The organism is Fimbriimonadia bacterium (assembly GCA_039961735.1).
In the GTDB taxonomy this organism is placed as follows: Bacteria; Armatimonadota; Fimbriimonadia; order Fimbriimonadales; family JABRVX01; genus JABRVX01.
On sequence record JABRVX010000044.1, the window covers coordinates 35924 to 60751 of the forward strand.

Below are 24828 nucleotides of genomic sequence, written 5' to 3' on the forward strand. Positions count from 1 at the left end.
CAGAGCAGACGAATGTCTACCATGATTCATCTGCACCTGCATTCGGTGGCAAGCTTTTTGGACGGGGCCGACTTCATCGAGAACCTCGTGGCCCGGGCGGACTTCCTGTTGCCTCCCCCTGACCCCGGAGCCGACGTGAACTGCGATGGCTGGGTGAACACGCTCGACTTGAACGTCGTGCTCAAGAACTTCGGGATGGTTGGTGAACCCCAGCGGGTGCGGATGACCGGCGGGGCCAATCGTGGGGCGCCCGCCGGTGTCGAAAGCCCCAGCCTGCGAAGGTCCGATACGCTCCACGTCGAACGGACACCCATTCGCGACTTCCAAGGAGTTCTGCTCGTGCCCACCGTCCGAGTCCGAGACCGACGAATCTACGTTGACGACACCCCCATTCCGCTCATCTCCGGAGAAGTTCATTACTGGCGACTCGCGCCTGCGAGATGGCGCGCGATATTGGAGCGCGTGCGCGAGATGGGCCTCGACACTATCGCCACCTATGTGTGCTGGGAGTACCATGAGCTGGAGCCGGGAAGGTATGACTTCACTGGCGCGACCGAACCGCAGCGTGACTTAGTGGGTTTCCTCGATCTGGTGCGCGAGATGGGCTTCTGGCTCTTCATTCGCCCGGGGCCCTACATCTATTCCGAGTGGCAGAACGCTGGGGTGCCGGATAGGGTTGCCACCTACCACCGTCTGTCACCCGAGTATCAGGCCGAGGCACGGCCCTGGATGGAAGCCGTCGCCGCTGTGATCAAGCCCTACCTGGCTACGCACGGCGGCCCAATCGTGGCATTCCAGCCCGACAACGAGATGGACCTTTTCACGCACTGGTTCGAGGACGAACTGGGCCTGCGCGGCGGTGACGGGCTGTTTCAGCGATTCCTACGCCAGAGATATGGGACCATCGAGGGACTTAACAACGCATGGCAATGCAGCTATGTGGACTTCGCAGAGGCACGGGCATATGCCGAGCTACCACCCGGAGCGACTGCGGGCGAACGAGCGAGAGTGCTGGACTACTGGCGATTCCAGCACTGGTCGGTGGCAGAGTGCGTTCGCTGGCACGTCGAAGTGTATCGGGAGTGCGGCATTGATGTTCCCATCTATCACAACTACTACTATGGCGGCGATGTTCAGAACTGGCGGGAGCTGTCTGCGCACTGCGACTTCCTCGGGATAGACGTCTATCCGGGGAACGAGTTCGAGCAAACCGGATACCCAGGCGATCAACGCCTGTGCCTCGATGTGTGTAGATGTCAGCGGAACGTATCACCCATTCCTTACATCGCCGAGTTCGAAGCGGGTGCATGGCACGGCCTCCACGAGATGGCAGGGGTGATGTCCCCCAATCACTATCGGCTTATCTGCTTCACCGCTCTCGCGGCAGGCATCGCAGGTTGGAATTGGTATATGTTGGTCAACAGGGACAACTGGTACTACTGCCCGATCCAGGAGTGGGGACGAATTCGACCCGAGATGTATAGTGTTTTTCATGACATCGTGAGGGTGTACGGCGAACTCGACCCGCCATCGCTGCAGAAACTAACAGACACCTCGGTGGTGATAGATCCGCTGCAGATCGCCGCCGACCGGAGCCTCAGGAAGAACGCAATTCTAGACGCCCTATATGCCGCGGACCTGGACTACGAGACGCTGGATCTCGTCACAGGCGAGACGCCGAAGCCACTCATCATCTACGCAGGCTCGGAGTGGCTCGGAAAGCGTGAGCAAGAAAAGCTCGCCGAGCTAGTGGATCAGGGCGCGACTCTGGTAGTGTTCAAGAGCGCGCCAGTCCTGGACGACTCCCTACAGCCACTCAACCTGTTAGACGTGGCAAAGCCGATCGGAATCCTGTCGGCATTAGGTAAGCGCGTTGTCCTGAACCTAGGCAATGAGAGACCCGTCGTCGAGGGTGCGCTGTTCGAGTACGAACGCGCAGGCACTTATCGAGAGTGGATCGAGGCGGAGCAGACGCTGGGTGAATTGCAGGCGGTGGAGAACAGCGACCTACTGGCACTCCGGTATCAGGGCAAGCGGTTCACGGTCGGGTATGTCGAGCCGCGCGGTAGGGGCAAGCTGGTGGTACTAGGGATCGAGCCAAACGCCGACGTGATGCGTGCGCTACATCGCCGGTTCGGTGTCCGCACGTACGCGACGACCGATGCCACGGGAGTGATCACAGCGCTCTTCCAGCGTGGGGACGAGCACTACCTCGTCGCCACGAACAACGCGAACGAGGAGCAAACTTTCCGGGTGCGACTGGACGTTCTCGGTATCACAGGGGCTTATAGGGTTACCGACCTATGGGCCGGCTGCACCGATACGTTCGCCGGCGACCCGGTCCTGCACCTCGAGCGCAAGAGCGGCAGCGCGTGGCGGATTCATGCAGGGTAACCTAGCCGAAAAGCCATGCGTATTCTGGTGCTCGCCAACGCCGACCTGTACCGCCCGCGGGGCGGCTCGCAGCTCTATTGCTACAATCGCTGGCGACGCATCGCCCGCAATCATCGTCTCACCGTTCTCCTCACCGACACCGTCCCACACGAGCCGGACCCAGCCTTCGACCCACCCGAGAGCTGGTGCGAGAAGGTGTACACCGTGCCCGACCGACCGGCATCGTTCGGGCTGCGACTGGAACGCAAGTTGCGACGGTGCATGCCCTGGAGATCCAGCCAGATGGGCCAGTGGCTGAACCGGGAAGCCAAGTTTCTCGCCCATCGCTTGCTGCGTGAGGAGCAATTCGACCTTCTGCACGTCGAGGGCTTCTCCATGTGGTGGCTGCTCCCACGCCGGCTCGAACTGCCCGTGAGTCACACAGCCACCGATATCGTTTCCCGCTTTGCCGAGAACAATCCACAGCCGGGCGACCCGTGGCTGAAGAACTTCTTCGCCGCCCGTCGCCACGCTCAACTCAGGCGGATGGAACCGCCGACTTGGCAGCGCGCAAACCTAATCACTACGATCACCACGGTGGAGCGCGACTGGATCGCGAAGGAGGCACCCGGCGTGCCGGTTGTGGTCATCCCGAACGGGATTGACAGGCAGTACTTTGCGCCTTCCGATGAAGAACCCGCGCAGCCCCCCGAGTTGTGCTTCACCGGCATCATGCTGTACCGCCCGAACATAGACGCGATGCTCTACTTCTGCCACGAGGTGCTGCCCCTCATCCGCGCCGAAGTCCCCGAAGCGCGTCTGAACATCGTCGGGCGCGAACCCTCCCCCGAAGTGCAGCGGCTGGCCGACATCCCCGGTGTTACGGTCACCGGCTCTGTGCCTGATGTGAGACCGTATCTGCGGCGAGCGAGCGTAGTGGTCGCACCTGTGCGACTAGGCGCAGGAATGCGGGGCAAACACCTAGAGGCGATGGCGATGCGAAAGCCGGTGGTCGCAACCACATTTTGCGTGGAGGGTACGGCCTGCACCCACGGAAAGGACATCTTGCTAGCCGACGACCCCAAGACCTTCGCACAGCACACCTTGTCCTTGCTTCGAGATCGCGCCTATGCCGATTCTATCGCCCAGGCCGGCATGGAACTGGTCCATCGCGAGTACGACTGGGACATCAACGCCGCACGCATGGAAGAGCACCTGGTGAGGTGCGTGGCAGATTACCGAGCGAGGCAAAGGTGAAGATCGTCGAGGTTTTCGATGCACCGTCGGTCAACCCGTACTTCTCGTACATTCACCGTCCCATGGCACTGCGCAGGGCACTGCGCGAAGCAGGCGTGCAGTTCGAGGACATCTGGCTGTGGGACTATCCCCACAAACGCCCGGCGATCCGAAGGCTGCGCAACGCCTCACTGATTCGCGAGCGGCTGAAGGGTGCGGACCTCATCATTGGCAATCAGTCGGTCGGTGCAGCGACTGCGGGTTTAGCGGCGAGGGGCCTCGGCGTCCCAGTGGTGTTCGACGTGCACACGTTGTGGGCACCCGAGGCCAAGGCGGTATGGAAAGTGGCGCCATCACGCCGCAATCTCGTGGACTACCTCATGGCAGCATGGGTCGAGCCCATAGCTCGCCGGCACGCGAATCACTTCCTCGTGGTCTCCAACGTGGCGAGGCGGCACTATGAAAGCAAAGGCGTACCGCCCGAGCACATCACCTTGGTCCGCAACGGAATCGAACCCGAGCTGTTCCCTTTCACACCGCTGCCGCCGGAGGGCAAGCGACGCATTGTCTACGGCGGGGCAATGCAAGACTACCAAGGTATTCCGTTCCTTACGGGTGCGTTTGCCGAGCTGGTCCGCCGCAAGCCCGAGCTTCCGCTCGAGCTATACCTGGTGGGGTTCGGGCGCGATCAGGCCAAGCGGCGAGAATGGTGCGAGAGCGTCGGTGAAGGCCGAATCCTGACTCACGGCTATGCACCCAGAGAGCAGTTCATCGCCGAGCTGCAGACGGCCCACTGGGGCACGCTCGCCTTCCCACCCGTAGTCACCCGCCTGCGTCGAGACGCCTTCCCCTACAAGTACGCCGAGTACATCGCACTCGGCAGGCCTGTGGTCATGACCGACAGCAACGAAACGGCAGACTTCTGCCGGGAGTACAGGACGGGGATCGTGGTGCCCGCGACGCATGAAGACCTGATGCATGGATACGAGCAAGCCGCCTCGACCCCGAGGGCCGAGATGGAAGCGATGGCTGAGCGCGGTCGTCACCTAGTAGAGACCCAGATGACTTGGGCACACATGCAATCGGCGATGTACGAAGGGCTGAAGAAGCTGGGCCTAGACGTCTCACCGTACGTAGGTTGCAGTAGTTGAGACCCTAACTGCGCATGCAATACTCGACTGCATCGAGGTACTTAGCGCGAAGTACCGGCCAGGCGAACTCCTGCTCGGCAAGCGACCGCGCGCGATCCCCCATTGCCTGAAGCTCGCTTCTCGGCATGTTCGCAAATGCCTCGAGCGTAGTCCGAAGCCCGCCCGGACGCCAGTCCGACACCAGTCCGGAGCCATGCTTGCGAATCAGGTCTGCCGTCTCGTCTACGTCGTTCACCAGAACCGGTCGCCCCAAGGCACTGTACTCGCCGAACTTGGTCGGCATCGCCACGCGCACGGCCGGGTGAGGCAGCCGCGGGATCACCAGCGCATGACACTCGCGCAAAAGTCCGACCATCCGCTCGCGAGGCATCGCGTCCCATAGCTCTGCTCGAGCGCCCAGCTTCTGCTCGAACTCGCGCTTCAGTGCCGCATCGCCTGCTCCGAACCCGATGACCCGCAGGCGAAGCGGTGAGCCTCGCAGGGCCGAGAACTCCTTCAGCAGGTGCGGCAGCCCTTGCCAGCAATGCGTACCACCCGCGTATCCGATCCACCGCTCACCCTCGGGCCCGTCGGGTGGCACTTCCGAGGGGGCGAACAGGTCCAGGTCTACCCCGTTTCGAACTAGGAACAGCCGCTCACCCGGCAATCCGAGCCGGAGGTACAAATCCTTCGAAGGCTGCGAAACCACGAGGAGCGCTTTGGCCCCGCGCCGCGCCACCCTGTCGAGATAGGGCATGGTCAGCATGGCGGAGGCAGAGTACGTACTTCTCTTGGTGCTCCACTCCAATCGCGCCTCCGCAGCAGCGTCGCCATGCACGTCGTACAGCACGGGCGTTTGCCCACGGGCTCCGCGGAGTGCCGCGGCGGCGGCGATGCAGTTGGCCGCATGAATCAAGTCGGCCCCTTGGAGTTCGGCTCGGAAGCGGGACCCCAGCAGAGCCCGGCAGACTGACGGCTTCATCGTGCCCCGGTCCAACAGGTAGAGCATCGAGACCTCGTGCCCTTGAGCCCGCACCGCCTCCGTGAGCATCCGCACGCGAAGCAGGTATGCGTTATCCGCGTCGGATGAATGCCCGTCCACCAATGCTACGAGCCTCAAGATGTTCCTACCCTATTGCCTGATCGCTGAACCATCACTCCTATTGTGGGCCCACCGAGCCGCCGAGCAGAAGTTGGCAGGCCAAACTGGGACGCTACGCTGCGGGTATCCTGCTCCGCGTGAGCGAGCAGATGTCGCCAGAAGAACTGCGCCGCTGGTACGAGCTAGAGAAGCGCTTGGCCAAGCGCGTGATGGAGTCCACGAAGGAGAACCGGGCGCAAGTGGTCAAGGAAACCTACGCAGAGCTATTCCGCGAGGTGCCGAACCATCCGCAGGTGACGCTCGGCGGCACCGAGCAGGCAATGCACCGCATTCAGATCGGCTTCTACCGCCAGGTACTCGGGCGAGGGCTCCGGGTACTGGAGGTGGGCTGCGGCATCGGCGTTCTCGCCAAGGCGCTCGCCCCCCAGTGCGAGCACTACGTGGCTCTCGATGCCACCGAAGACGTCTTGAAGCTCGCGGGCTCCGGGCATTCGAACCTCGAGTTCGTGCTCGGCGACGCCGTGGAGCCGGACTTCCCGCCCAACTCTTTCGATGCCGTGATCAGCGGACAGGTCATCGAGCACCTTCATCCCGACGACATCCCCGACCACCTGGACGCCGTATGGAGACTGCTCAGGCCAGGAGGGCGCTATCTCTTCGACACGCCCTGTGGGCTCACGGGACCACATGACGTGTCCCGGCACTTCGATGAGGTCGCTACGGGATTTCATTTGAAGGAGTGGCGGTACCGAGAGATGGTCCCGCTGCTGCTGCAACACGGGTTCACCCGTGTGCGCTCACCGATGCTGGTTCCGAGACTGATGAGCCGAGCGGGACCTCTCCTCTCCATTCTGCTATGGCCTGCCGGAGCAAAGATCCGCTGTGAAGCGGTACTCGAGCGAGTAGGCAATCGCAAAGTCCGGCGGGTCCTGGCAAAGGCGATCGGCGTGGACAACCTCTGGATCATCGCGACCAAGGCTGAAAGGCGCTGAGGGCGGTTCGGCTCCTCGCTTCCCGACTAGCGGCTTAGCGAGACTAGGTGCTGCCTGAGCAGCCGGCGAGCGGCGCTTAGCTCGTTCGTGAGATGAGATTTGGTCAGCCCTCGACCCTGGCAAATCTCGCGATAGCTGTAACCATGAATGTAGTGGCTGCAGACGAGCAGGCGAAGTGGCACCGGCAAGCGCCTGAGACATTCACAGAGGTCCATGCTTCTCAGGGCCACATCCTCGAGCCCCTCGACCACGGGCCCATCCTCCCCCTTCGAAAGGGATATGCTGGGTATGGCTTGAGATCGCCAGTGAGCGTAGGCGCGCTGCGCGATCCGACACAACCAGGTGCTCAGCCTCGCGTCACCCCGAAAGCTGGGCATTGAGCGCAGCGCCACCAAGAGCGTATCCTGCACTAGGTCCTCGGCATCCTCGACCGACGCGCCGAGACTACGGAGGTAGCGGACAACATACGGCCGGCACGCAACTAGGGCCGCCACTGGCTCGACGGAGTAGGGCACCCGTACTGCTGCACTCGCCTTGGACATCGCGGCCAACTCCCTTTTGGCTGGACCGTACCCCAAAAAATGCCTGCAAGCCACCGAGCGGGTTAAAACATCTCGGTTCTAGACCGCTCTAACTAGTGTACCAAAGTATTCTCCTGTTTGCCACCTCCTGGACGGAATCTGAGTGCTCAGCAGACGGGAGGACTTATGACAGTCCGAATGAAAGGTCAGATGATCGCGCTGGCCGCGATTGTGCTATTGCCCTTGACGGCACAGGCCTATTTCGACAAGGTCCTGGACTCGCGGGACAACCTCGATCCGAGGTTCCCCATTACGCAGCCGATCTCCACGTGGTGGCACGAGCTGTGGCCAAACTACAGCAACGTGTATCACTTGAGTAGCTGGTATGACAATGGGGATGGGTACCTCAGCGAGAGTGACATCATAGATATCACCGACGCAACCGGCATCGTTAGCTGGTGGCACGTCGACCTGGTCACCATCACCATTTGGCTCACACCAAAGGGTGGAGGTCCTGGTGGGCCCTGCGACTTCATGGGTGACGGTAACCTGCGTGATATCATGCACAATCCGGTCAGCTCGTGGTGGGAGTGGATTCCCCCGGGCAGCGGCGGATTCCACCTGTCGTCCTGGGACGACAACGGAGACGGGTATCTGTCCGAAAGCGACCAGATTGATATCTATGAGAACGGCCAGATTACGTACTGGCACGTCGATCGGGTGACCACGAACATCTGGATCTCCCCTGAGCCTAGCAGCTTTGCTGCAGTCGGAGCGGGACTTCTCGGTCTAGTGGCCCTTCGCCGACGGCGCAAGTAACAGCGGAGCACGTCGGCCTCACGGTCACTGCGCTAGCCGGGCCGCAGACGCCGATATCGGAGTATGCATAGACGATTGGGACGACCTCGTGTCGTCCCAATCGGGTTCGTGTGTGTAAAGGGGTAGAGCGATGAGACTGATGGGAGCCATTCTGTGCACGGCGGTGGCTGCGTGCCTCTGTGCCGACGGGTACCTGTGGATCAGTTGCGAGCACGCGGCACCCTACTCCATCTACCGCTACAACCTCCGCACCCGTACGATCGACCGTATCGTCACCCTCAGCCTCGTCGAAGCCCGCGTATATAACAACTTGACCTACGACGGTACGCATCTATATGCTGGCACGAACTCCACCGACTTGTTCGCCAAGCTGAACCCCTACACGGGCAGGGTGCGGCAGGTGTCATCCTACAATCCACCGCAACCGTACCTCGCTTATGAGGACGGTGCCTACAACCCCGCCACCGACACGCTATGGCGTGCCGGCATGGACTTGATCGAAACAGACAGGCAAGGCAACGTTCTACGCATCTACCCCTACACGGGCCAGCTGTACGGGCTCGCATGGGTCAACGGCACGCTTTGGGCTACGGACTTCACACGACTTGGGTATCTCACGCTCGACACTGGCAGCGTGGTCTTCAACCCGGTCACCGTAGCAGGCCTGCCGGGAATCAAGGTAGCGCTCGCCTACGATCCCACCGAGCGACTCCTGTACATGACATCGCTCGACTGGCCCACACAGATGATGACTCTGCACGCCATCAACCTGGACACAATGACATCGTGGCAAGCGACCAACCTGAGCTATCTCGGCTACCCGGTGGGCTGGAACAACGCCGATGCTATGGACTGGGTACCACCGGAGCCACACGATTGGGCCGCACGCTACGACGGGCCCCTAAGCAACTGGGACCGTCCGTCGGACCTGGCCGTAGACTCCAAGGGTAACTCCTACATCACCGGCTACGTCACCGTTGGCACCGGTGACTGGGACATGGTCACCGTCAAGTACGGGCCGGTCGGCAACTTGCTGTGGCAGACGACCTACACCGGGGCGGGCTCCGATGCTGGCTCCGCGGTGGCTTTGATGCCGGATGGAGGAGCAGTGTCAGTCGGTCGCTCGGTCGGCAACGGCACGGACTGGGACGTAGTGACAATCCGCTACTCGCCGACCGGGCAGGAGCTGTGGGTACGTCGGTACGACGGACCGACGAGCGAAGTGGACTTCGGCACGGCAGTCACCACGGACGCCGACGGAAACGTGTACGTCGCGGGCCACTCGATGGGCGATGACAGCGGCCCGGACTACGTGGTCCTCAAGTACGATGTCTTCGGCAACCTCCTGTGGGAAAGACGCTACACGAACGGTGCGCGTGATGTTCCCATTGCCATCGCGCTCGACCCCGACGGCAACGTGCTCGTCGCGGGATGGAGCGGCAGTGTAAACGGCCTCGACTACTTGGTCGTGAAGTACTCCAACGAGGGCGATCCGCTTTGGCAGGCGCGCTATGACGGACCCGGGCACTGGGACGATGTACTCCGCGCAATGGTGATTGACGGAGCAGGCAACGTATACATCACCGGCCGAAGCTGGGGCGACGGCGTGAGTTGGGACTTCGGCACTGTCAAGTACTCTCCAAATGGCGACGAGCTGTGGGTGCGAAGAGTAAACGCGAATGGCGCGAATCCTGACGAGGCCAACGATCTCGCCCTCACGCCCGATGGAGTGGTAGTGACGGGTTGGAGCACTACCACGAATCCAGACATCTGGACCGTCAGCTACAGCGCAACCGGTGACCTGCTTTGGGAGCGAAGCTGGAAAGGCCCTGTGGACGGCTACGACCGCGGCGAAGCAGTTGCCGCGGATGCAGACGGCAATGTGTACGTAACGGGGCGATGTCAGGGCGTGCTGGGCGCGCAAGACTGGGATGCGGTGACGCTCAAGTACAACCGGATGGGCACACTGATATGGGCACGGCTGTACAACGGTCCCGGCGACGCAGACGATGGAGCAGAAAAGATCGCCCTAGGCCCCAGTGGGCACGCCTTCGTGTGCGGCTCGAGTCAGGGCGACGGAACCAGCTTCGACTGGCTTCTCTTGCGCTACTCGGATAAGCCCTACGTGGGTATCGGCAAGTTCCCGCCACCTGCCGCGAACTAACCCGAGACCCTAAGCACCCAGGGAAACAGATCTTCGCCGAACTCCGCCCCATCCTCGAGATGGATGTGCTTCTTCAAGTAGTGCTCGCCCGCCGCTCGGTAGCGACAAGCTCCCGACATGTAGTGCCCAATCACCGCCCGTCTCGAACGGTCCGTCCGGTTGATAGAGGTGCCATGGAAAGTGAGTGCGTGATGGAACGTGCAATGGCCGGCCTTGGTCGGTAGCGCCACGATCTCCAGCTTCTCGCCCACCGGCGCGTTCGCCTCGCGCAGCAACGACTCGAAGTCACTGCCGAAGTCCACGGTCGGGAAGAGACCCCACGTGTGACTGCGCGGCACGAACAGCATGCAGCCGTTCTCCTCGGTGGCATCGTCCAGCGGCATCCAGCAGGTAACCATCTCGGGACGGTCCACGATCTGCCAGTACATGTAATCCTGGTGCCACGGAACCACGTTGCCGCCGCCGGGTGGCTTGATGAGAATCTGGTCGTGGAAAAGCCGCAGTTCATTTGCCCCCAGTAGCTGAGCACACGCCTCAGCCACTCTGCCTCCGAGGATATGATCCCGAATGACGCCGTCCGCCTGCCAAGCATTCAGCGTCTGCGTCACCGCCTTGGCCTCTAGGCCTTCCTTGGTCGGCAGTCCGACCGTGTACTCCGCCTGTCGCTCCGACTCGCCTCGCAGCACGCGGGCGACAGCGTCGCGCATAGCCTCCAACTGCGAATCATCGAGCAGCTTCGGCCCTTGAACGAAGCCGTTCTCACGAAAGAAAGCAACCTGCTCAGCACTCAGCATTCGCATCCCCCCTCTGAGCGAATGAGGCCAAAGATACCCCGACGGCAAGGGGCGATGCGACAGCTTATCCACTACTCTCGCCGGGCTTGGTCCTCTGCTCCTCGATATCCTTCACTGCCTGCAGTGCGGTCTCGTTGTCCGGGAAACGCTCCAGCACCTTGCGGTAGACATCCAGGGCTTCCAACGGCTTCCCGTTCTCACGCAGCAAGTTGGCGTATTTCAGCATTGCCCACGAGTCGTTCGGGTGGTTCTCCGAGTACAGCCTGAACGCATCGAGAGCCTGCTGCGGAGTACCGCGCTCCTCGGCCAGCAGGCAATACGCGCGGAGAGCAGCGATGTTCGTCGGATCCATTCGGGACGTTCTTGCATAGGCTTCTATCGCCTCGGGCCACTGCTCGAGATTGACGTGCGCCTTTGCCAACGCGAGCCAGGCTCCGCGAGAGAGCGGCGCGGCGTCTACGCGGCTCTTCGCGACCGCGAGTGCCTCCGCCTCCTTGCCGACGGTCGGAGCGAAGTCAGCAAGCCGCTGGACGGCCACGTCCTCCGGGCTGCCCTTTCGTGCTCGCGGCAAAAGCTCGTTCCAGAAACCCAGATTGTCTCCGCGCGCCGCGTAGTAGCGGGACAGCAACGTATAACCACCCAGCTCGTCCGGTGCGATGTCGAGCAGCTCGCGAGCCTCTGCAAGCCACGCACCCAGCTTCTTCTGCTGCTCATAGATCTCCGCCAGGCGCATTCTGGGGTAGGAGTTGCGGGGTTCCAGCCGCTTGATTTCCGCAAACTGGGCTGCCGCCCCATCGAGGTCCCCATCGCTCATCAGAAACACGCCGTAGCCGCTGCGCAGAAGCGTATCGTTCGGCTGGGTGGCAACCCGCTCCGCCCATACCTTCTTCGCCTCTTCCTTGCGACCGCTGCGGTACAGCAAGTTCGGGATTTGCGGAAAGTCGGCAGAGGGGTTCTTTGAGGTGGAGAGCAGATCCCACGCGTATTTCACCGCGCCGTCCACGTCGCCCATGCGCTCGAGCACACGCACGAGCTGCGCCAGCACGATCTCGGTCCTTTTGTGACCGAGCGACTCCTCATAGACCGCCTTGGCCTTGTCGAGTTGATCGGCACGCTCGTAGTAGGCTCCCAGCGACAGCCACGGAGACGGATCCTGCGGGTTCTTCTCCGCCAAAGAGCGCAGGTGAGCGATTGCCTCGTCTGTCCTGCCCGCTTTGATCAGCACCTCGCCAATCGAAACCTGTGCGGCTCGGTCCTGCGGATCGAGTCGTGCAAGCCGCCGGAGCTGCGCAAGCGCGGCGTCGTAGTCCCCTCTCGCCTCGGAGAAGAGCGCGAAAGCCCTCAGACCTTCGACATCGTTGGGGAAGGCCTCGAGGTGTCGCCGGTACTCACGCGCAGCCGCAGCGTCGTCCCTCCCTTGCCTGTAGATCTCGCAGACCTGGCGGGACGGATACGGGTCCTGCGGCACGTTCTCCATCCATTTGCGATAGAGGCGGATGAGTGGGCTGTGCGCCTGCGCCTTGAGATGTAGCTCTTCGAGCCCTAAGTACGCTGCAGTGTTCCGCGGGTCCACGAGAAGAACCGCTTCGAACTGCTCCTTGGCCTGTTCGGTGCGCCCGAGCTTGACGGCGACGACGGCCAGCCGGTTCTCGATCTCCGGATTCCGCGGGCTCAGTTCTCGAGCCACGAGATATTGCGTCTCCGCCTCGGCCCACATCTCACGGCGTGCAAAGACGTCTCCTTGCTCGATTCGAAGGAGCCTGTTGCGAGGGTAGGTGCGGATCATCTTGGCCAGCAACTGCACGGCGTCTTCGATGCGCTCCGACTGCTCGTACAACCGAGCGAGCAGTACGGCAATCTCGATGTTCTCGGGCATCAGCGCGTGCGCTTTCTCCAGAGCGGCGACCCCTGCAACGGTGTTACCGCCTCCGAGGTGAGCCTCTGCGAGCGCCTGCCATATGACGGGCTCCTTCGGGTTCCGCTGGCCCGCCTTCGTCAGAAGGGCAATCGCCTCGTTCCTCATACCCAAGTGAAGTTGGACAGACGCGAGCAGGAACAACACCTCTACGTCATCGGGAGACTTCCGGTGCGCCGCCTGCAAGTCGGAAAGCGCACCCTTCATGTCGCTTCGCCCGATCTTGATGGCAGCACGAACGTACAGGTAGCTGGAGCTGCTCCGCAGGTCCTTCGGTACACGGGACAGCGCCTGTTCCGCCTCATTCACACGTAGCGCCTGAGCATGGACCGACGCGATCTTCAGCCACACGTGGCCGTTGTTCGGCTGCAATGCCGCCGCTCGACGAAGGTGATACGCGGACTTGTCCGCCTCCCCATTAGCCACATAGGCGGACGCCAGGTTCAGGTGAGCCGGCACGTAGCTCTCGCGCGCATGGAGCAGCTTGCGGTACTGAGTTATGGCGGTCGGGAAGTCGCCTACACGCTGTGCATTGACTGCGGCATCGTACAGACTCTGCTCGGCGCTCGTCAGCTTCTGCGCGAAGGCGCAGGCGGACAGACACAGTGCGGCGATGAGCAACCCACGAATCATGCTCGGGTCATCCTTTCCATCGAGAGTCAGACGCTCGTGCGCCCCTGCGGGTTCGGCTGGGAGCGGCGCTACTCGCTCGGACTGTGGATGCTACCCGACCGAACCTTCGATTGCTCTCTCGTTCTGTCGGTCCGACCGATTCCGCTACGGGAAGATGCAAATCGGCAGCGGAAGACCGATATTTAGGTTATAATGAGTAAGTACCTTCGGCAATGGGGCCTGGGTATGTGCACGAAGGAGGTGCAATAGATGGATACCGCTCGAAACGGACAACACCGGCAGAGGCCCACTGTCCCATTCTCAGCGGCCTCCGCGGGCGTACGCGACGACGCGTGTCTGGCCCCGCAGAACATTGGGAACGCATCGGTGATCGGCAGAGACTTCGACCTGCGAGAGGAGCTTCGAAAACGTCGCCTAGCCGCGGCAAAGAAGGCTGCGAGCGGCTAGGCGCTTCACTCCTCTGGGACCGAGGGGCTCTGGCAAGGAGTTTCACACAGCCTGCGCAACACCGAAGCGGCGGTGCCACACCGCCGCTTCGGGCTGTGCGTTCACGCTCTATGCCTTGACGTTTGGGCTGCCGACTTGTCGCTCTGGCCACGGTCAGCGAGCCTCAGCAGCCGAACGCCGGGCTTATCTCACGTATGATGCCTGCCCCCTACGGATCGCCCTCCTTGCCGAAGTTCAGCAGCACGATGTTCAGGTCGGACAGCCCGACCACGCCGTCACCGTTCAGGTCCGTCCCGGGATTGCTCGTACCGAACTGCAGGAGGATCATGTTCAGGTCGGACAGGCCGACCAGGTTGTCGCCGTCCGGGTCTCCGTTCGTCTGGGTGAAGTTCGCCACGTTGGTGCCGAGGATGATGACCTTGTTGGCGCTCACTTGCCTCAGGAAACCAGGGAACTTGAGGGCAAGGTCGAAGGTGCCCTGTGCTACGCTCGGCACGCTGTAGTTGCCGCTGCCATCCAGTGTGATGCCGTACGAGTGCAGCACCGTCTGCGTGCCGGGCTGGCGGAACTGGAGCGTAGCGGTGCGGCCCGTCGGGTCTGCAAGGAAGGTCAGGCTTACGTTACCGCTTAGCGACGCAGTCGTCGCACCCTGGAGCTTCGTGTAGTACCACAGATCGTCCACACCTCGAATGAACACCACGTCGTTCACTCGCACGATGCGTCCGGTATAGTGAACGTCACCCGGCAACTTCCCCACCGTCCACTGGAGCGTGGTTAAGTTCAGCCGTGCCCAATCGTCGGTCGGGTCTCCCCAACCCTCGTGGGACACGTCGCCCGTCGAGCCACGGATGAGCCAAAGCTCGGGATGACCGCTGGGCGAAAGGCTGGCGGGGATGTACTCGATGGACTGGCCATATCCGCACTGCCAGTCGTACGGCTTGTCCACCAGCTTGTCAACGCTGTTGTCTTTGGCCACACCGGTCCAGGTGTAGATGACTTCGCCCGAGCTGACGCCGGGCTCCCAGTCGTTGTGTGTCGCGTAGTAACGACCGTTGCCGTCGGTCGCGAGATCCTCGTTGCGGGAAACCCACTTGGGAGCACTGACACCTTGGAAGCCCAGGTTGTACCAAGTGTTCATATAGTTGTTGTCATACGTCTGGGCATTCCAGTCGAACTGGACCCACCAATCTCCCGCGTGCCACACACCGACGCCGACACCTGGGTTGGCAGGGTCCATGTGCAGCGCATTGCCCGTGTGGTTCATGGCCGTGAGGTCGTAGCCGGGGTTCATCGGATCCTCCAGCACTTCCCACGTGTCGTAGTTCGTGTCGTATCGCATCACGCACCGTCGCCAATCGCCGGCAGGGTGGTTCTGCGAAGCACCGATCGTATAGAAGTAGCCGTCCTGATACGCCAGTTTGCCGGTCACGCCGCCCGCCCAAGGCACCGTGATCGGTCGTGGGGGGTCGGAGAGCTGAGTCCAAAGACCGTAGCTCGGGTCGTTGGGATCGAAGTCGTACCGGTAGAACTTGCCTTCGCGGACCCATTCTTGGTCGAACACGACGAAAAGCGTAGTGCCGTCAGTGCCGATGCGGTTCACCTTGTAGCCAGGGTCGCTCAGGGCTCCGTAAAGCACGTCCCAGGTGACATCGGCGGCTGCGAACTGGACCGGCATCAGGGCGAGGCCGCACAGCAGGTGCAAAGGTCTCATTCGCGTCTCCTTATCCTCGTCTGCGTCCCACTCCGCCGCTGCCTTCGACGAGCGAGACTTCCACTCCATTATCACGCGGTTTTCTGAGTTCGGCAAGTCCCGGGCCCCTTTGCCTCGTGATTCCGCCGCAGCGCTCGAGACGCGACTCCGCAAGACAGCCAGCAAATCCTGGGATGACAGGCCACACATGTCTCGGCCCCCCACGGGCCGCGGAGTGGTTCGGCGGACGCCGCACTAGCTGCTCGCCGAGGTGTAGTAGCGCAGGGCGAAGCGCCAGAACCAGCGGCAAGCGATCACCGCAGCGAGGCTCCAACCCACACCCAACCAAATCACCCACGTCTCCGCCTGCCCCCAAAGTGCACGCGTGGGCACCGTGGCAATGAACGCGAGGGGAATCGCATAGAGGAACAGCTTCTGCAGGAGCGCCGGGAAGATGTCCAACGGAAACCGCGCCACCTGAAACACCGACTCACCAACCACCCAGAGGTTCTCGACCCGAACGAGCCATATCCCCAACGTCATCAGCACGAACTGCAACGCATAGAATAGTAGCAGTGCCGCAACCGTCAGGACGACGTATACCAACACTTGGTGCGGGCTCGGAGACAGGTTCTCCAGCCGGAGCCCATACGCCAGCAACCCGAATGATGCCGCCACCGTGCCCACTTGGTCGAAGTTGAACAGCCTGACACTCACCCAGAACTGACTGTCCACCGGCTTCACTAACACGTAGTCGAGCGTGCCCAATCGCACCATGGTCGGCAACTCCACCACGGACATACCGAATACCGCTCCCGCCACCGATCCCATCATGTAGCAGGTAGCGAACAACAGGAACGATTGCCCCTCGCTCCACCCTGCAATGCTGTCGGTCTGGCCGTAGAACACCTTCAGAATCGCGATAAAGAAGCCCATCCACACCAGGTTCTGCGCCACCTTCGCCCAGAAGTTGGCGCGAAACTCGATCTCTCGCTGCAAGCTGGCGAGCACCATAGCACGGTACAGCCGCAGGTAGCGTCTCACATCCCCACCCCGGTGTAGGTCTTCAGCCCGGTGCGCCACAGCACCCAACCCACTCCCGACATCAGCGCGATCCAGCAGAGCTGCGCCCCGATCCCCACTAGCACCGCCTCATCGCTCACTCTCCCCAACATCATCTCTACGGGGAAGGCCACCGTGTATCGAAACGGCGTGAACATCGCGCCGGTAGCAGCCCAATCGGGAAGCATGGCAAGGGGAAACAGCCTGCCCGAAAGGAACATCTCTGGCAGGTAGTAGAGGCGAATGATGGAGTATGCCTCTTGTGTGCGGAGCGCGATCAGACCTAAGGAGAAAGCGTTAACGAAGCTGAGCGTATGTCCGAGAATCATCACCACGATCAGCAGCGGCGATACATGCACCTTTGCCCCGATTAGCAGCGAGTGGTAGCCTACCAGCATCGCCACGAATAGCGGTAGGAACATGATCAGCTTACCCACTCGCCATGCGATGTTACGGACGAACTGCGACCAGAAGTAGTTCATGGGTCGCACCAGATACGCCGAGAAGATACCCTCGCGTATCTCGTATGCGATGTCCCACATCATGTGGCTGACGACGAACTGTGACAGCACGAGGGCCGCAACATAGTAGAGAACGATCTGTTGTACGCTCAATCCCCCGACGTACCCCTCACCACTCGCGGCCGCAATCCACACCAGGGGCAGCACTAGCGCCGTCATGCTGTCGGCGATGATCCACAGGAACGCAGCGCCGCGATAGATGAACATCTCCGTGAGGATGATGCGGAAGTAGGCGTAGCTCTTACGGGCGAGCGCGATCATCCCGTGGAGAGATGCTCCTTCTCCCTAGCCAACAGATCGGCTGCCACCTTCGCAGCGTCGGCCAGCGGCACCGGTCTCCTAGCCCGCTCTCGACGCAGCCCGACCTCCACGTTGCCCTCCGACAGACTCTTGCCGACGACCACCTGCACAGGCCAGCCGATCAGATCGGCATCCTTGAACTTTACACCTGCACGCTCGTCCCTATCGTCCAACAGCACCTCTACACCAAGGGCTCTTAGCTCGGTGTAGAGACGCTCGGCAGCCTCTAACACGGCAGCGTCCGGCGACGCGGGAATCACTACTACTTCTAGAGGTGCGATGCTCGCAGGCCACGCTAGCCCGTCTGCGTCGTTGTGCACCTCGGCCACGGCGGACATGCATCGGGAGATGCCGAGGCCATAGCATCCCATTACGGCAGGACGTTCCACACCCTCCGCATCCACGATGTTAGCATCTAGGGACGCGGAATACTTGATCCCTAACTGGAATATGTGTCCCACTTCGATACCACGCACCTCGGTGTACACGCCACCTGCCAGGGTCGGGTCCCCTGCGACGGCCACACGCAGGTCCGCCCATTCGTTGACCGGGAAGTCTCTACCATGACACACGTGCACAGTGTGCGTCTCGTCCTTGTTCGCGCCGACCACGAAGTCACGCAGGGTCTTCAACTCGTAGTCCGCGATCAGGCGCACCCCGTCCAGGCCGATGGGCCCAGCGAAGCCGACCGGAGCACGGCTGTGCTTCTCCACCTCGGCGGGTTCCATCATGCGTATCTCTTGCGCACCGAGCGCCCGACGGAACTTGCCTTCGTTCAAGTCCCGATCCCCTCGAATCAACGCTCCTACCGGTTTGCCGTCTGCCATGTACAGCAGCGTCTTCACGATTCTAGTGGGTGCAACGCCGAGGAACGCTGCCACTTGCTCCACTGTATGCGCACCTGGGGTAGCGACGTCCTCGTGAGCAGGCGAGTCGCCTGGCTCGACAGGGGAGGCAGTGCCGTCAGGTAGCTCTGCACGCTCGGCGTTCGCCGTGTATCCGCTCACTGTGCACTGCAACACGGTGTCCTCGCCAGCAGGAGTAACTACCATATACTCCTTGTTCTCGCTACCGCCGATGGCTCCAGGATCGGCATCGCAGATCAGCGTGTCGAGGCCCATCCTTCGGAACGAGCGTGTGTAAGCCTCGCCGATTCGACGATAGGTCTGGTCCAGACACTGCTCCGTTAGGTGAAAGCTGTAAGCGTCCTTCATGATGAACTCGCGAGCACGGATGAGACCCGCTCGCGGTCTCGGTTCGTCCCGGAACTTCGTCTGAATCTGGTAGAGGGTGAGAGGCAGGTCCTTGTACGAGTGGACGGTATGGCGGAAGATGTCGGTGATGATCTCCTCGTGGGTGAATCCGAGGGAGAAAGGACGGCCCTGGCGATCGTGCACCTTGAAGAGCACGTCCACGGTATGGCGCCCGGTCTGTTCGAGCAGCTCCCAGGGCACCAGGGCTGGCATCAGCAGCTCCAACGCACCCGTCCGGTCCATCTCCTCGCGCACGATCTGTTCGAGCTTCCTCAACACGCGCCAGCCGAGCGGCATGTAGGTGTAAACGCCCGCTGCCTGCCGTCGGATAAACCCCCCGCGAACCAACAGCCGATGGCTGATTAGCTCTGCATCCGTGGGAGCCTCTCGCAATGTAGGTAGATAACTCTGTGACGCCCGCAACGTTACACTCCTTGGCGCTAACCTGCTGGGAATGAACGATGATACCGCAGCGGCAGGATAGGTCGTCGTTTTGCTATTCGAGACTAGACACAGTAGGCCTGCGGTGCGATGGGACGCTGAGACATGGCAAATGATCTAGCGAGGGACGAGGGATGCGCTTGTGTGGTGATGAGAACGAGGGATGAAGAGCATAGACAAACTGGGGCGGCCGACGGACGAGGCTATGTGGCCGCTGGCTGAAACGCGTGCCGCCCGCGGCAGGCTCGAGCGCAGAGTGACCGAGGAAGGTACCTTGCCACCGCCCCCTACGGCATGCGAGCGCTATGCCGGCGGTGCGCTCCCACTGGTGGTTAGTCGGCAAGAGGCGCTCGCGGTCCTCGATGAATACCAAAAACATGCGTGGCAGACCGGGGTCCTGTTCTCGGTGCTGTTCGTTGACGTAGACGCTCTCAATAACTACAACCATCGGTTCGGGCAAGAAGCCGGAGACGAGCTATTGACCCGTCTCGGGGACCTGCTTCGTGCATCGGTGCGGCGGAGCGATCTCGTGGCACGGTGGGGCGGCGACGAGTTCCTGGTAGGACTGCGTGGAGCGAACCTGGAAACGGCGGAGGTCGTGGCAGAGCGACTTCGCCTGAACCCGGCACTAATGGACGCCCCGCTCGGCCCGTTTACCGTAAGCATTGGGGTGGCCGCCTGGCGGTCCGACCTCGCGGACACGCAGCATCTGGTTGCCGAGGCGCAAATGGGGCTCCACAACGCCAAGAAGTGCGGCGGGAACTGCGTGCGCAGAGCCTCCACTTACGAGCCAGCATATCTCAAGCATCTGCACGCCAGCCCAAGCACGTGAAAACCTATACCCTGGCTCGAGTGCGCCAAGTGATGGCTACCCACGGTCTGTGCCACACCTAAGGACCACGCCGAGTGCAGTGCCATCCTCGACACGCTCGCTAGTCGAGGCCCAGTTCGTGCAGCGTACCTGGGCGCTCGCGCCAGCCTTGCTTCACCTTGACCCAGAGGTCCAGATACACGGGCTGCTGCAGCATCTCCTCGATCCCTTCGCGCGCCGATGCGCCGATGGACTTCAGCATCTGGCCGCCCTTGCCGACGACAATGCCCTTGTGCGCCTCACGGTCCACGTAGACGGTCGCTCCGATGTACACGTGACCGTCCGGGCGCTCTTCCCATCTCTCTGTCAGCACGGCGGTGCTATGCGGCACCTCTTGGCGGGTACGCAGCAACACCTGCTCACGGACCAGCTCGGCAGCCAGGAAGCGCATCGGCGCGTCGGTGATCTGATCTTCCGGGTAGAGCGGTGGTCCTTCTGGGAGCAGGGGGACCAGGAGGGCTAGCAGCCGATCGAAATTGTCACGCTTTCGGGCCGAGACCATCATCCACGGGCAGCCGGGCGCCAACGCACAGTGTGCATCGTAGTGGCTCTGCACGTTCTGTGGCGGAAGTCGGTCCATCTTGTTGAGCACCAACAGCTTCGCCGAGTCCACCCGCTCTAGCATCTTCGCCACACGCCAGTCGAACTCACCGGGAAGTCGAGAAACGTCGGTTACGAACATCACGGCGTCGGCCGAGAGGAGCGCCTGATGTGCTGCCTGTACCATGCGCGCCCCCAGGAGATGCTTCGGATGGGACACGCCCGGCGTATCCACGAAGGCGATCTGGTAGCCGGGTTCGGTCAGCACCCCGAGGAGGTTCCGCCGCGTGGTCTGTGGCTTTGGTGAAACGATCGCGATCTTTTGCCCGAGCAGGGCGTTCAGCAGAGTGCTCTTGCCGACGTTCGGTGCTCCGACCACTGCCACCGTGCCGCAACGATGCTCCATCCCCTAGGTCTTCTTGCGAAAGCGATAGGCAACCGGCGGTTCTTCGTCAACCGGCTCGATGGGAGGTGCCAGTGCAGGCTCGCGCTTCGTCGGTCGGCGTCGCCGAACGGGCTTCGACACCTTGCCCCGCTCTCTGCCGTGAGGGTGAAAAGTCGGACTCGCCCCCTCGGATCGAGTCGCGACTGCAGCGGACTCTGCAGATGGCTCCTCGGTGTCGAGCAGAAAGACCGGCTCGGCAGGTTTGCTTCGTCTCGAAGGGGGCGGGCCGGGAGCGGTTTCCTGCAGAGGCGGTGCAAGGGCAGGGGCTGCAGGCATCGGCAGGCTACTCAGGTGATCCAGCGTCTCGGGCGGGCCGATCAGCAGCACTCGCGTCTCGCCGTCCCGCAGTTCTGCCGAAGGGTCTTGGAGCGGCTCGTCGGTCAGGGCATCCCGCACTTCGTAGCCATCTGGCACCGCCAGCTCGCGCCTACCTCCCTTCGCCACGTGGAGTGTTAGGAAGGGCGGTCGGACGTGCACCACATCGCCTGCCGAAGAGTAGATCGGAACTCCCGCTAGCCTACACAGCCCCCTGACCAGCCCTGGCGAGATGAACGGCTCTCCCAGGAAGACCGTGCGCCACGATGCCTCGCTTCGGCCCGGCAACCGGACCTGGCGAGTTACGAACGACGGCAGCCCCGTGTCCGTGTACACGCCTAGCTGCTCGGCCTCATCGTCCACGGCGAAGTAGGTTGGCTCGTAGACATCTTCCGTGGTAATTGTCGAGCCTTCGAGAGACGAGGTAAGCGGATGCTGGTGTTGCGTAATCGTGGTGCCGGGGCGTGAAGCAAACGGCTGGGCTTTGAGCGCGATCCCAATGACCTGCTTCATCGTCTCGGGTGCCGGTCTGTGGTATTCGAGCAGGGCCGCTGCATACCACCACACCAGCGTCTTCCCGTTTCGGTGCAGCTTCTCGCGAATCGCCGCGCGGACTTGGGCTCCGATATCCCAGGCGTTCAGAAACAGATAGAGGCTGCAGTCCGGGAAGTCCCGACGGGTGAGATCGGAGAGCAGGTAGAAGCCCGCGCAAACTCCCGCTCGCAGAACCGCCTCTCGCGCCTTGGAGACGAGGTTGACGGCGAGGCGAGAGTCCTGGAGCATCGTCATGCTACGCTCATCAATCAGGACCGCGACGTCGGGCGCAGGCGGCTCAGCATTCAGCCGCATGGTGAACAGCGAACGGGCCTTCTCGGCACGGCTCCAAATGCCCGGGCTGTTCAACCATCCGCTACCCCACGTATCCATCCACGAAACGCCGCACGTATGGGCCAGCGCCATTCCCAGACCGCGCCAGTGGGCAGTCTCGAGGTCCTTCGGACCTTCCAGAACCGGGTTGAAGTCATCCCGCTCACCCTTGCGTCCGAGGCTCGTCTTGTAGTCCTCCTCCAGGATGAACAGCTTGCCTGCAAGCGCGATGGAATCGATCGGACCTGCGAAGGGACATGCGCCGCCCGGCAGCCTCGACGAGTAGGATGGCGGCCCCGCAATGAGGTCTATATCCGGGCACTTCAGCAGCCGTGCGAGCGAAAGGTGGCCCGAGTGCGGGTGCGAGAACTCGAACGTGTAACCATAAGAACACGCAACCAACACGGCCCCTTTGGCCGCCTCTTTCACCACCCTGGCAAGAGACCCGACCCGCTCGACGTACGCATCGGAAAGGAAGTCGTGATAGTCCACATTGCGGCGTTCTCGGCGCTCGGTCAGGATCGCCGCCTGAATGTCCTGTGGTGGCAGGTAGTCGGGGATCTTGAGTGTGTCGAACGATGCCGAACCGTCGTGCCAAGACGCACGGAGCGCCACCTCATCCCCAAAGTAGCGCGTTCGAACCCACTCACGGAAGGCTGTGAGGGCCGCAGGGCTAGTGTCGTAGCCGTCATCCGGACCATTGAACCACTCGCCACGCTCGATGTGGTAGCCGATGCAGCGCTTGCCAGACTTGCGGCGAGCGACATCGGTTACCAGCTTCTTCAGGCACTTCTCCGCTTCACCCCACCATGTGTTAGAGCATATGGAAGGGTCGGCCTGGGAGCCGTCGGGGTGTCGGTATGCGGCGTCGGGGTACTTCTCGACCCAGCCTTCGCTCGGCACGAACACCACGCGAAACATCACCCAAGCATCGGGGTCCACGGCAAGCACGCTGTCGAGGAGTCGGACCGCCTCCTCCGCAGGCGGCTCGTCGGGCTTCGGGTCCACGGGAAGCTCGAGGTAGAGGCAGAACAGATGCACGCCCTTTTCGGCAGCGAGTTTGATCTCGGCCAGCACCGCCTTCTCCGACGCCTCGGAGCTGATGTTTCCGAAGAAGAAGTGCGGCGCAACGACCTGCTCTTCGATGATCAGAACAGGTTGACCGTTGACTATGCCTATTCGCGGGGCACCGGAAGGCGTGGGGATCGGACGCGGCCACCGCTCTTTGGTGCGACGAGAGCGCACGCGCTTGCCTTCCGTCTGGAACTGGGCCTGCAGTTCCTCGAGCGTGATCCTCGGGCCAAGGTCTTCGAGCGGGGTCTCGGCCTCGATGCGCTCGCGTACCGGACGTCGGTGTCGCGGCTCGCGCTTCGCCACGGCCGGACCGTCCCCGGGAGTTCGCTTCTTCCGTTTGGGCTTCTCCTCAGAGGTCCTGACATGGTGCAGCGAAGCTTCCACGACACCCGGAATCTCGGGCGCATCGTCAGGCACGGTCACTCTGCGTCGCCTCGTGCCGGTTGCCCTCTCCGGGGCTACTGCCTCAGCCGTGGGCTGCTCGGCTGCGAGCTGGACCACCGCTTTCGTGCTGCGTCGTCGCCTCTTGGCCGGAGCAGCAGGTTGTTCGGACGCATTACCACCGTCACCTCGCTCTTGTGGCGAGGGCTCTGGCACGGGGTCCGTTTTTTTCGTTCTTCGCATCTGGCAAATCCTATCTAGAGGTCTCGGCACCAGGCGAGCAAGTCCCTGGGCTCTCGGAACAGCATGTCTGGCATCGCCTGCACCAGTCGCTGCTCGTCTTGCGCACCCCAGAGCACCGCACCCACCGCACACCCTGCCGCGTGTCCGGACTGGATGTCGTAGTCGGTGTCTCCAATAAAGACGGCCTCGCCGGGATCCACTCCCAGCCGCTCCAGCGCCCTCATCACGGGCTCCGGATGGGGCTTCGTGTGCACGCAATCCGTCGCTGTGACGGTCGCGTGCAGCGCTCCGTCCAATCCCATTCGCGGCAGAGCGAACGCCAGCTCCTCGGCATCCTTGCTCGTTACCAACGCCGTCGAGATGCCCTTAGCAACGCATACACGAACGGACTCGAGGGCCTCGGGCACCGGGCGCTCCAGGTGCTTGTGCTGCTCGTACAGCTCAATCTGAAATCGCTTCATCTCTTCATAGTCAGGACGCCGATCCGTTCGGTCCTCGAAGTAGCGCACCTGAACATCGAGGGGCAGGCCGATGATGCTGCGAATGTCTTCCGGCGGGATTTCGACACCGATGTAGCGACGGTACATCTCACTCATCGTCAGGATGATCATGGAAACGGTGTCAATGAGAGTCCCGTCTACGTCGAATAGAACGGCCTTCGGCGGCAGCACGAGTTGCCGGCCCTGTGGTGACATGGAT

Annotated in this window: 19 protein-coding genes; 8 read left to right on the forward strand and 11 right to left on the reverse strand. The window is 62.0% G+C overall.

Translation table 11 applies throughout. The features are described 5' to 3' along the window. Positions 1 to 21 precede the first annotated feature (21 nt). The 3 genes from HRF45_10580 to HRF45_10590 are packed head-to-tail and all read left to right on the forward strand — an operon-like array spanning position 22 to position 4760. Positions 22 to 2394: a beta-galactosidase gene (locus HRF45_10580; protein MEP0766969.1), complete on the forward strand. Its 2373-nt coding sequence runs from the start codon at positions 22 to 24 to the stop codon at positions 2392 to 2394. Positions 2395 to 2409: 15 nt separating this feature from the next. Further along, positions 2410 to 3630 (forward strand): glycosyltransferase, encoded by a 1221-nt coding sequence (locus HRF45_10585; GenBank protein MEP0766970.1) that lies wholly within the window; start codon positions 2410 to 2412, stop codon positions 3628 to 3630. Beyond that, positions 3627 to 4760 (forward strand): glycosyltransferase, encoded by a 1134-nt coding sequence (locus tag HRF45_10590; GenBank protein ID MEP0766971.1) that lies wholly within the window; start codon positions 3627 to 3629, stop codon positions 4758 to 4760. The genes HRF45_10585 and HRF45_10590 overlap by 4 nt, the downstream gene beginning before the upstream one ends. Positions 4761 to 4764: 4 nt before the next feature. Here the strand turns inward: HRF45_10590 and HRF45_10595 are convergent, their stop codons facing one another. Then, complete coding sequence (locus HRF45_10595) at positions 4765 to 5859, reverse strand: glycosyltransferase (GenBank protein ID MEP0766972.1); 1095 nt, start codon at positions 5857 to 5859, stop codon at positions 4765 to 4767. A gap of 119 nt (positions 5860 to 5978) precedes the next feature. On the opposite strand from HRF45_10595, the gene HRF45_10600 reads away from it, so the two are divergent. Next, positions 5979 to 6833: a class I SAM-dependent methyltransferase gene (locus HRF45_10600; GenBank protein MEP0766973.1), complete on the forward strand. Its 855-nt coding sequence runs from the start codon at positions 5979 to 5981 to the stop codon at positions 6831 to 6833. A gap of 26 nt (positions 6834 to 6859) precedes the next feature. Here the strand turns inward: HRF45_10600 and HRF45_10605 are convergent, their stop codons facing one another. Next, complete coding sequence (locus HRF45_10605; protein ID MEP0766974.1) at positions 6860 to 7375, reverse strand: sigma-70 family RNA polymerase sigma factor; 516 nt, start codon at positions 7373 to 7375, stop codon at positions 6860 to 6862. 165 nt (positions 7376 to 7540) lie between these two features. Here HRF45_10605 and HRF45_10610 point away from each other — a divergent pair, with 165 nt between their 5' ends. Next, a complete protein-coding gene (locus HRF45_10610; protein MEP0766975.1) occupies positions 7541 to 8173 on the forward strand; it encodes a PEP-CTERM sorting domain-containing protein in 633 nt (210 codons plus the stop codon). Between the two features lie 130 nt (positions 8174 to 8303). Continuing rightward, positions 8304 to 10337: a hypothetical protein gene (locus tag HRF45_10615; GenBank protein ID MEP0766976.1), complete on the forward strand. Its 2034-nt coding sequence runs from the start codon at positions 8304 to 8306 to the stop codon at positions 10335 to 10337. Here the strand turns inward: HRF45_10615 and HRF45_10620 are convergent. Then, the gene (locus HRF45_10620; GenBank protein MEP0766977.1) at positions 10334 to 11131 is read right to left on the reverse strand and encodes a phytanoyl-CoA dioxygenase family protein; all 798 of its coding nucleotides are present in this window, start codon (positions 11129 to 11131) and stop codon (positions 10334 to 10336) included. The two genes, HRF45_10615 and HRF45_10620, sit on opposite strands and share 4 nt — an antisense overlap. A gap of 64 nt (positions 11132 to 11195) precedes the next feature. After that, positions 11196 to 13679, reverse strand: coding sequence for a tetratricopeptide repeat protein (locus HRF45_10625; protein MEP0766978.1), 2484 nt, complete (start codon positions 13677 to 13679; stop codon positions 11196 to 11198). A gap of 249 nt (positions 13680 to 13928) precedes the next feature. Here HRF45_10625 and HRF45_10630 point away from each other — a divergent pair, with 249 nt between their 5' ends. Next, on the forward strand, positions 13929 to 14126 hold the full coding sequence (locus tag HRF45_10630; protein MEP0766979.1) for a hypothetical protein: 198 nt from the start codon (positions 13929 to 13931) through the stop codon (positions 14124 to 14126). Between the two features lie 208 nt (positions 14127 to 14334). On the opposite strand, the gene HRF45_10635 is transcribed toward HRF45_10630, so the two are convergent. From HRF45_10635 to HRF45_10650, 4 genes are all read right to left on the reverse strand, one after another. Further along, complete coding sequence (locus HRF45_10635) at positions 14335 to 15837, reverse strand: hypothetical protein (GenBank protein MEP0766980.1); 1503 nt, start codon at positions 15835 to 15837, stop codon at positions 14335 to 14337. A 234-nt stretch (positions 15838 to 16071) separates the two neighbouring features. Beyond that, the gene (locus HRF45_10640) at positions 16072 to 16860 is read right to left on the reverse strand and encodes an ABC-2 family transporter protein (protein ID MEP0766981.1); all 789 of its coding nucleotides are present in this window, start codon (positions 16858 to 16860) and stop codon (positions 16072 to 16074) included. Continuing rightward, a complete protein-coding gene (locus HRF45_10645; GenBank protein MEP0766982.1) occupies positions 16857 to 17660 on the reverse strand; it encodes an ABC-2 family transporter protein in 804 nt (267 codons plus the stop codon). Before HRF45_10645 ends, HRF45_10640 begins: the two co-directional genes overlap by 4 nt. Then, positions 17657 to 19375: a proline--tRNA ligase gene (locus tag HRF45_10650; GenBank protein ID MEP0766983.1), complete on the reverse strand. Its 1719-nt coding sequence runs from the start codon at positions 19373 to 19375 to the stop codon at positions 17657 to 17659. Before HRF45_10650 ends, HRF45_10645 begins: the two co-directional genes overlap by 4 nt. A gap of 181 nt (positions 19376 to 19556) precedes the next feature. Here HRF45_10650 and HRF45_10655 point away from each other — a divergent pair, with 181 nt between their 5' ends. Then, positions 19557 to 20225 carry a GGDEF domain-containing protein gene (locus tag HRF45_10655; protein MEP0766984.1) on the forward strand — a complete coding sequence of 223 codons (669 nt, stop codon included), beginning with the start codon at positions 19557 to 19559 and terminating at the stop codon, positions 20223 to 20225. Between the two features lie 100 nt (positions 20226 to 20325). On the opposite strand, the gene era is transcribed toward HRF45_10655, so the two are convergent. From era to HRF45_10670, 3 genes are read right to left on the reverse strand one after another with little or no spacing between them, the layout of a single operon-like run. Continuing rightward, entirely contained in the window at positions 20326 to 21210 is an 885-nt protein-coding gene (gene era / locus HRF45_10660) for a GTPase Era (GenBank protein ID MEP0766985.1), read from the reverse strand. Positions 21211 to 21213: 3 nt separating this feature from the next. Then, positions 21214 to 24129, reverse strand: a complete 2916-nt coding sequence (locus tag HRF45_10665) for a beta-galactosidase (protein MEP0766986.1) — start codon at positions 24127 to 24129, stop codon at positions 21214 to 21216. Positions 24130 to 24143: 14 nt separating this feature from the next. Next, a complete protein-coding gene (locus tag HRF45_10670) occupies positions 24144 to 24824 on the reverse strand; it encodes an HAD family hydrolase (protein MEP0766987.1) in 681 nt (226 codons plus the stop codon). Positions 24825 to 24828 lie beyond the last annotated feature (4 nt).

Bases quoted from the DNA above. Each gene is read 5' to 3' on its own strand.
- HRF45_10605 (MEP0766974.1), bottom strand. From the start codon at position 7,375: ATGTCCAAGGCGAGTGCAGCAGTACGGGTGCCCTACTCCGTCGAGCCA.
- HRF45_10615 (MEP0766976.1), top strand. From the start codon at position 8,304: ATGAGACTGATGGGAGCCATTCTGTGCACGGCGGTGGCTGCGTGCCTC.
- HRF45_10585 (MEP0766970.1), top strand. From the start codon at position 2,410: ATGCGTATTCTGGTGCTCGCCAACGCCGACCTGTACCGCCCGCGGGGC.
- HRF45_10580 (MEP0766969.1), top strand. From the start codon at position 22: ATGATTCATCTGCACCTGCATTCGGTGGCAAGCTTTTTGGACGGGGCC.
- era (MEP0766985.1), bottom strand. From the start codon at position 21,210: ATGGAGCATCGTTGCGGCACGGTGGCAGTGGTCGGAGCACCGAACGTC.
- HRF45_10630 (MEP0766979.1), top strand. From the start codon at position 13,929: ATGGATACCGCTCGAAACGGACAACACCGGCAGAGGCCCACTGTCCCA.
- HRF45_10635 (MEP0766980.1), bottom strand. From the start codon at position 15,837: ATGAGACCTTTGCACCTGCTGTGCGGCCTCGCCCTGATGCCGGTCCAG.
- HRF45_10610 (MEP0766975.1), top strand. From the start codon at position 7,541: ATGACAGTCCGAATGAAAGGTCAGATGATCGCGCTGGCCGCGATTGTG.
- HRF45_10620 (MEP0766977.1), bottom strand. From the start codon at position 11,131: ATGCTGAGTGCTGAGCAGGTTGCTTTCTTTCGTGAGAACGGCTTCGTT.
- HRF45_10670 (MEP0766987.1), bottom strand. From the start codon at position 24,824: ATGTCACCACAGGGCCGGCAACTCGTGCTGCCGCCGAAGGCCGTTCTA.
- HRF45_10625 (MEP0766978.1), bottom strand. From the start codon at position 13,679: ATGATTCGTGGGTTGCTCATCGCCGCACTGTGTCTGTCCGCCTGCGCC.
- HRF45_10645 (MEP0766982.1), bottom strand. From the start codon at position 17,660: ATGATCGCGCTCGCCCGTAAGAGCTACGCCTACTTCCGCATCATCCTC.
- HRF45_10665 (MEP0766986.1), bottom strand. From the start codon at position 24,129: ATGCGAAGAACGAAAAAAACGGACCCCGTGCCAGAGCCCTCGCCACAA.
- HRF45_10655 (MEP0766984.1), top strand. From the start codon at position 19,557: ATGAAGAGCATAGACAAACTGGGGCGGCCGACGGACGAGGCTATGTGG.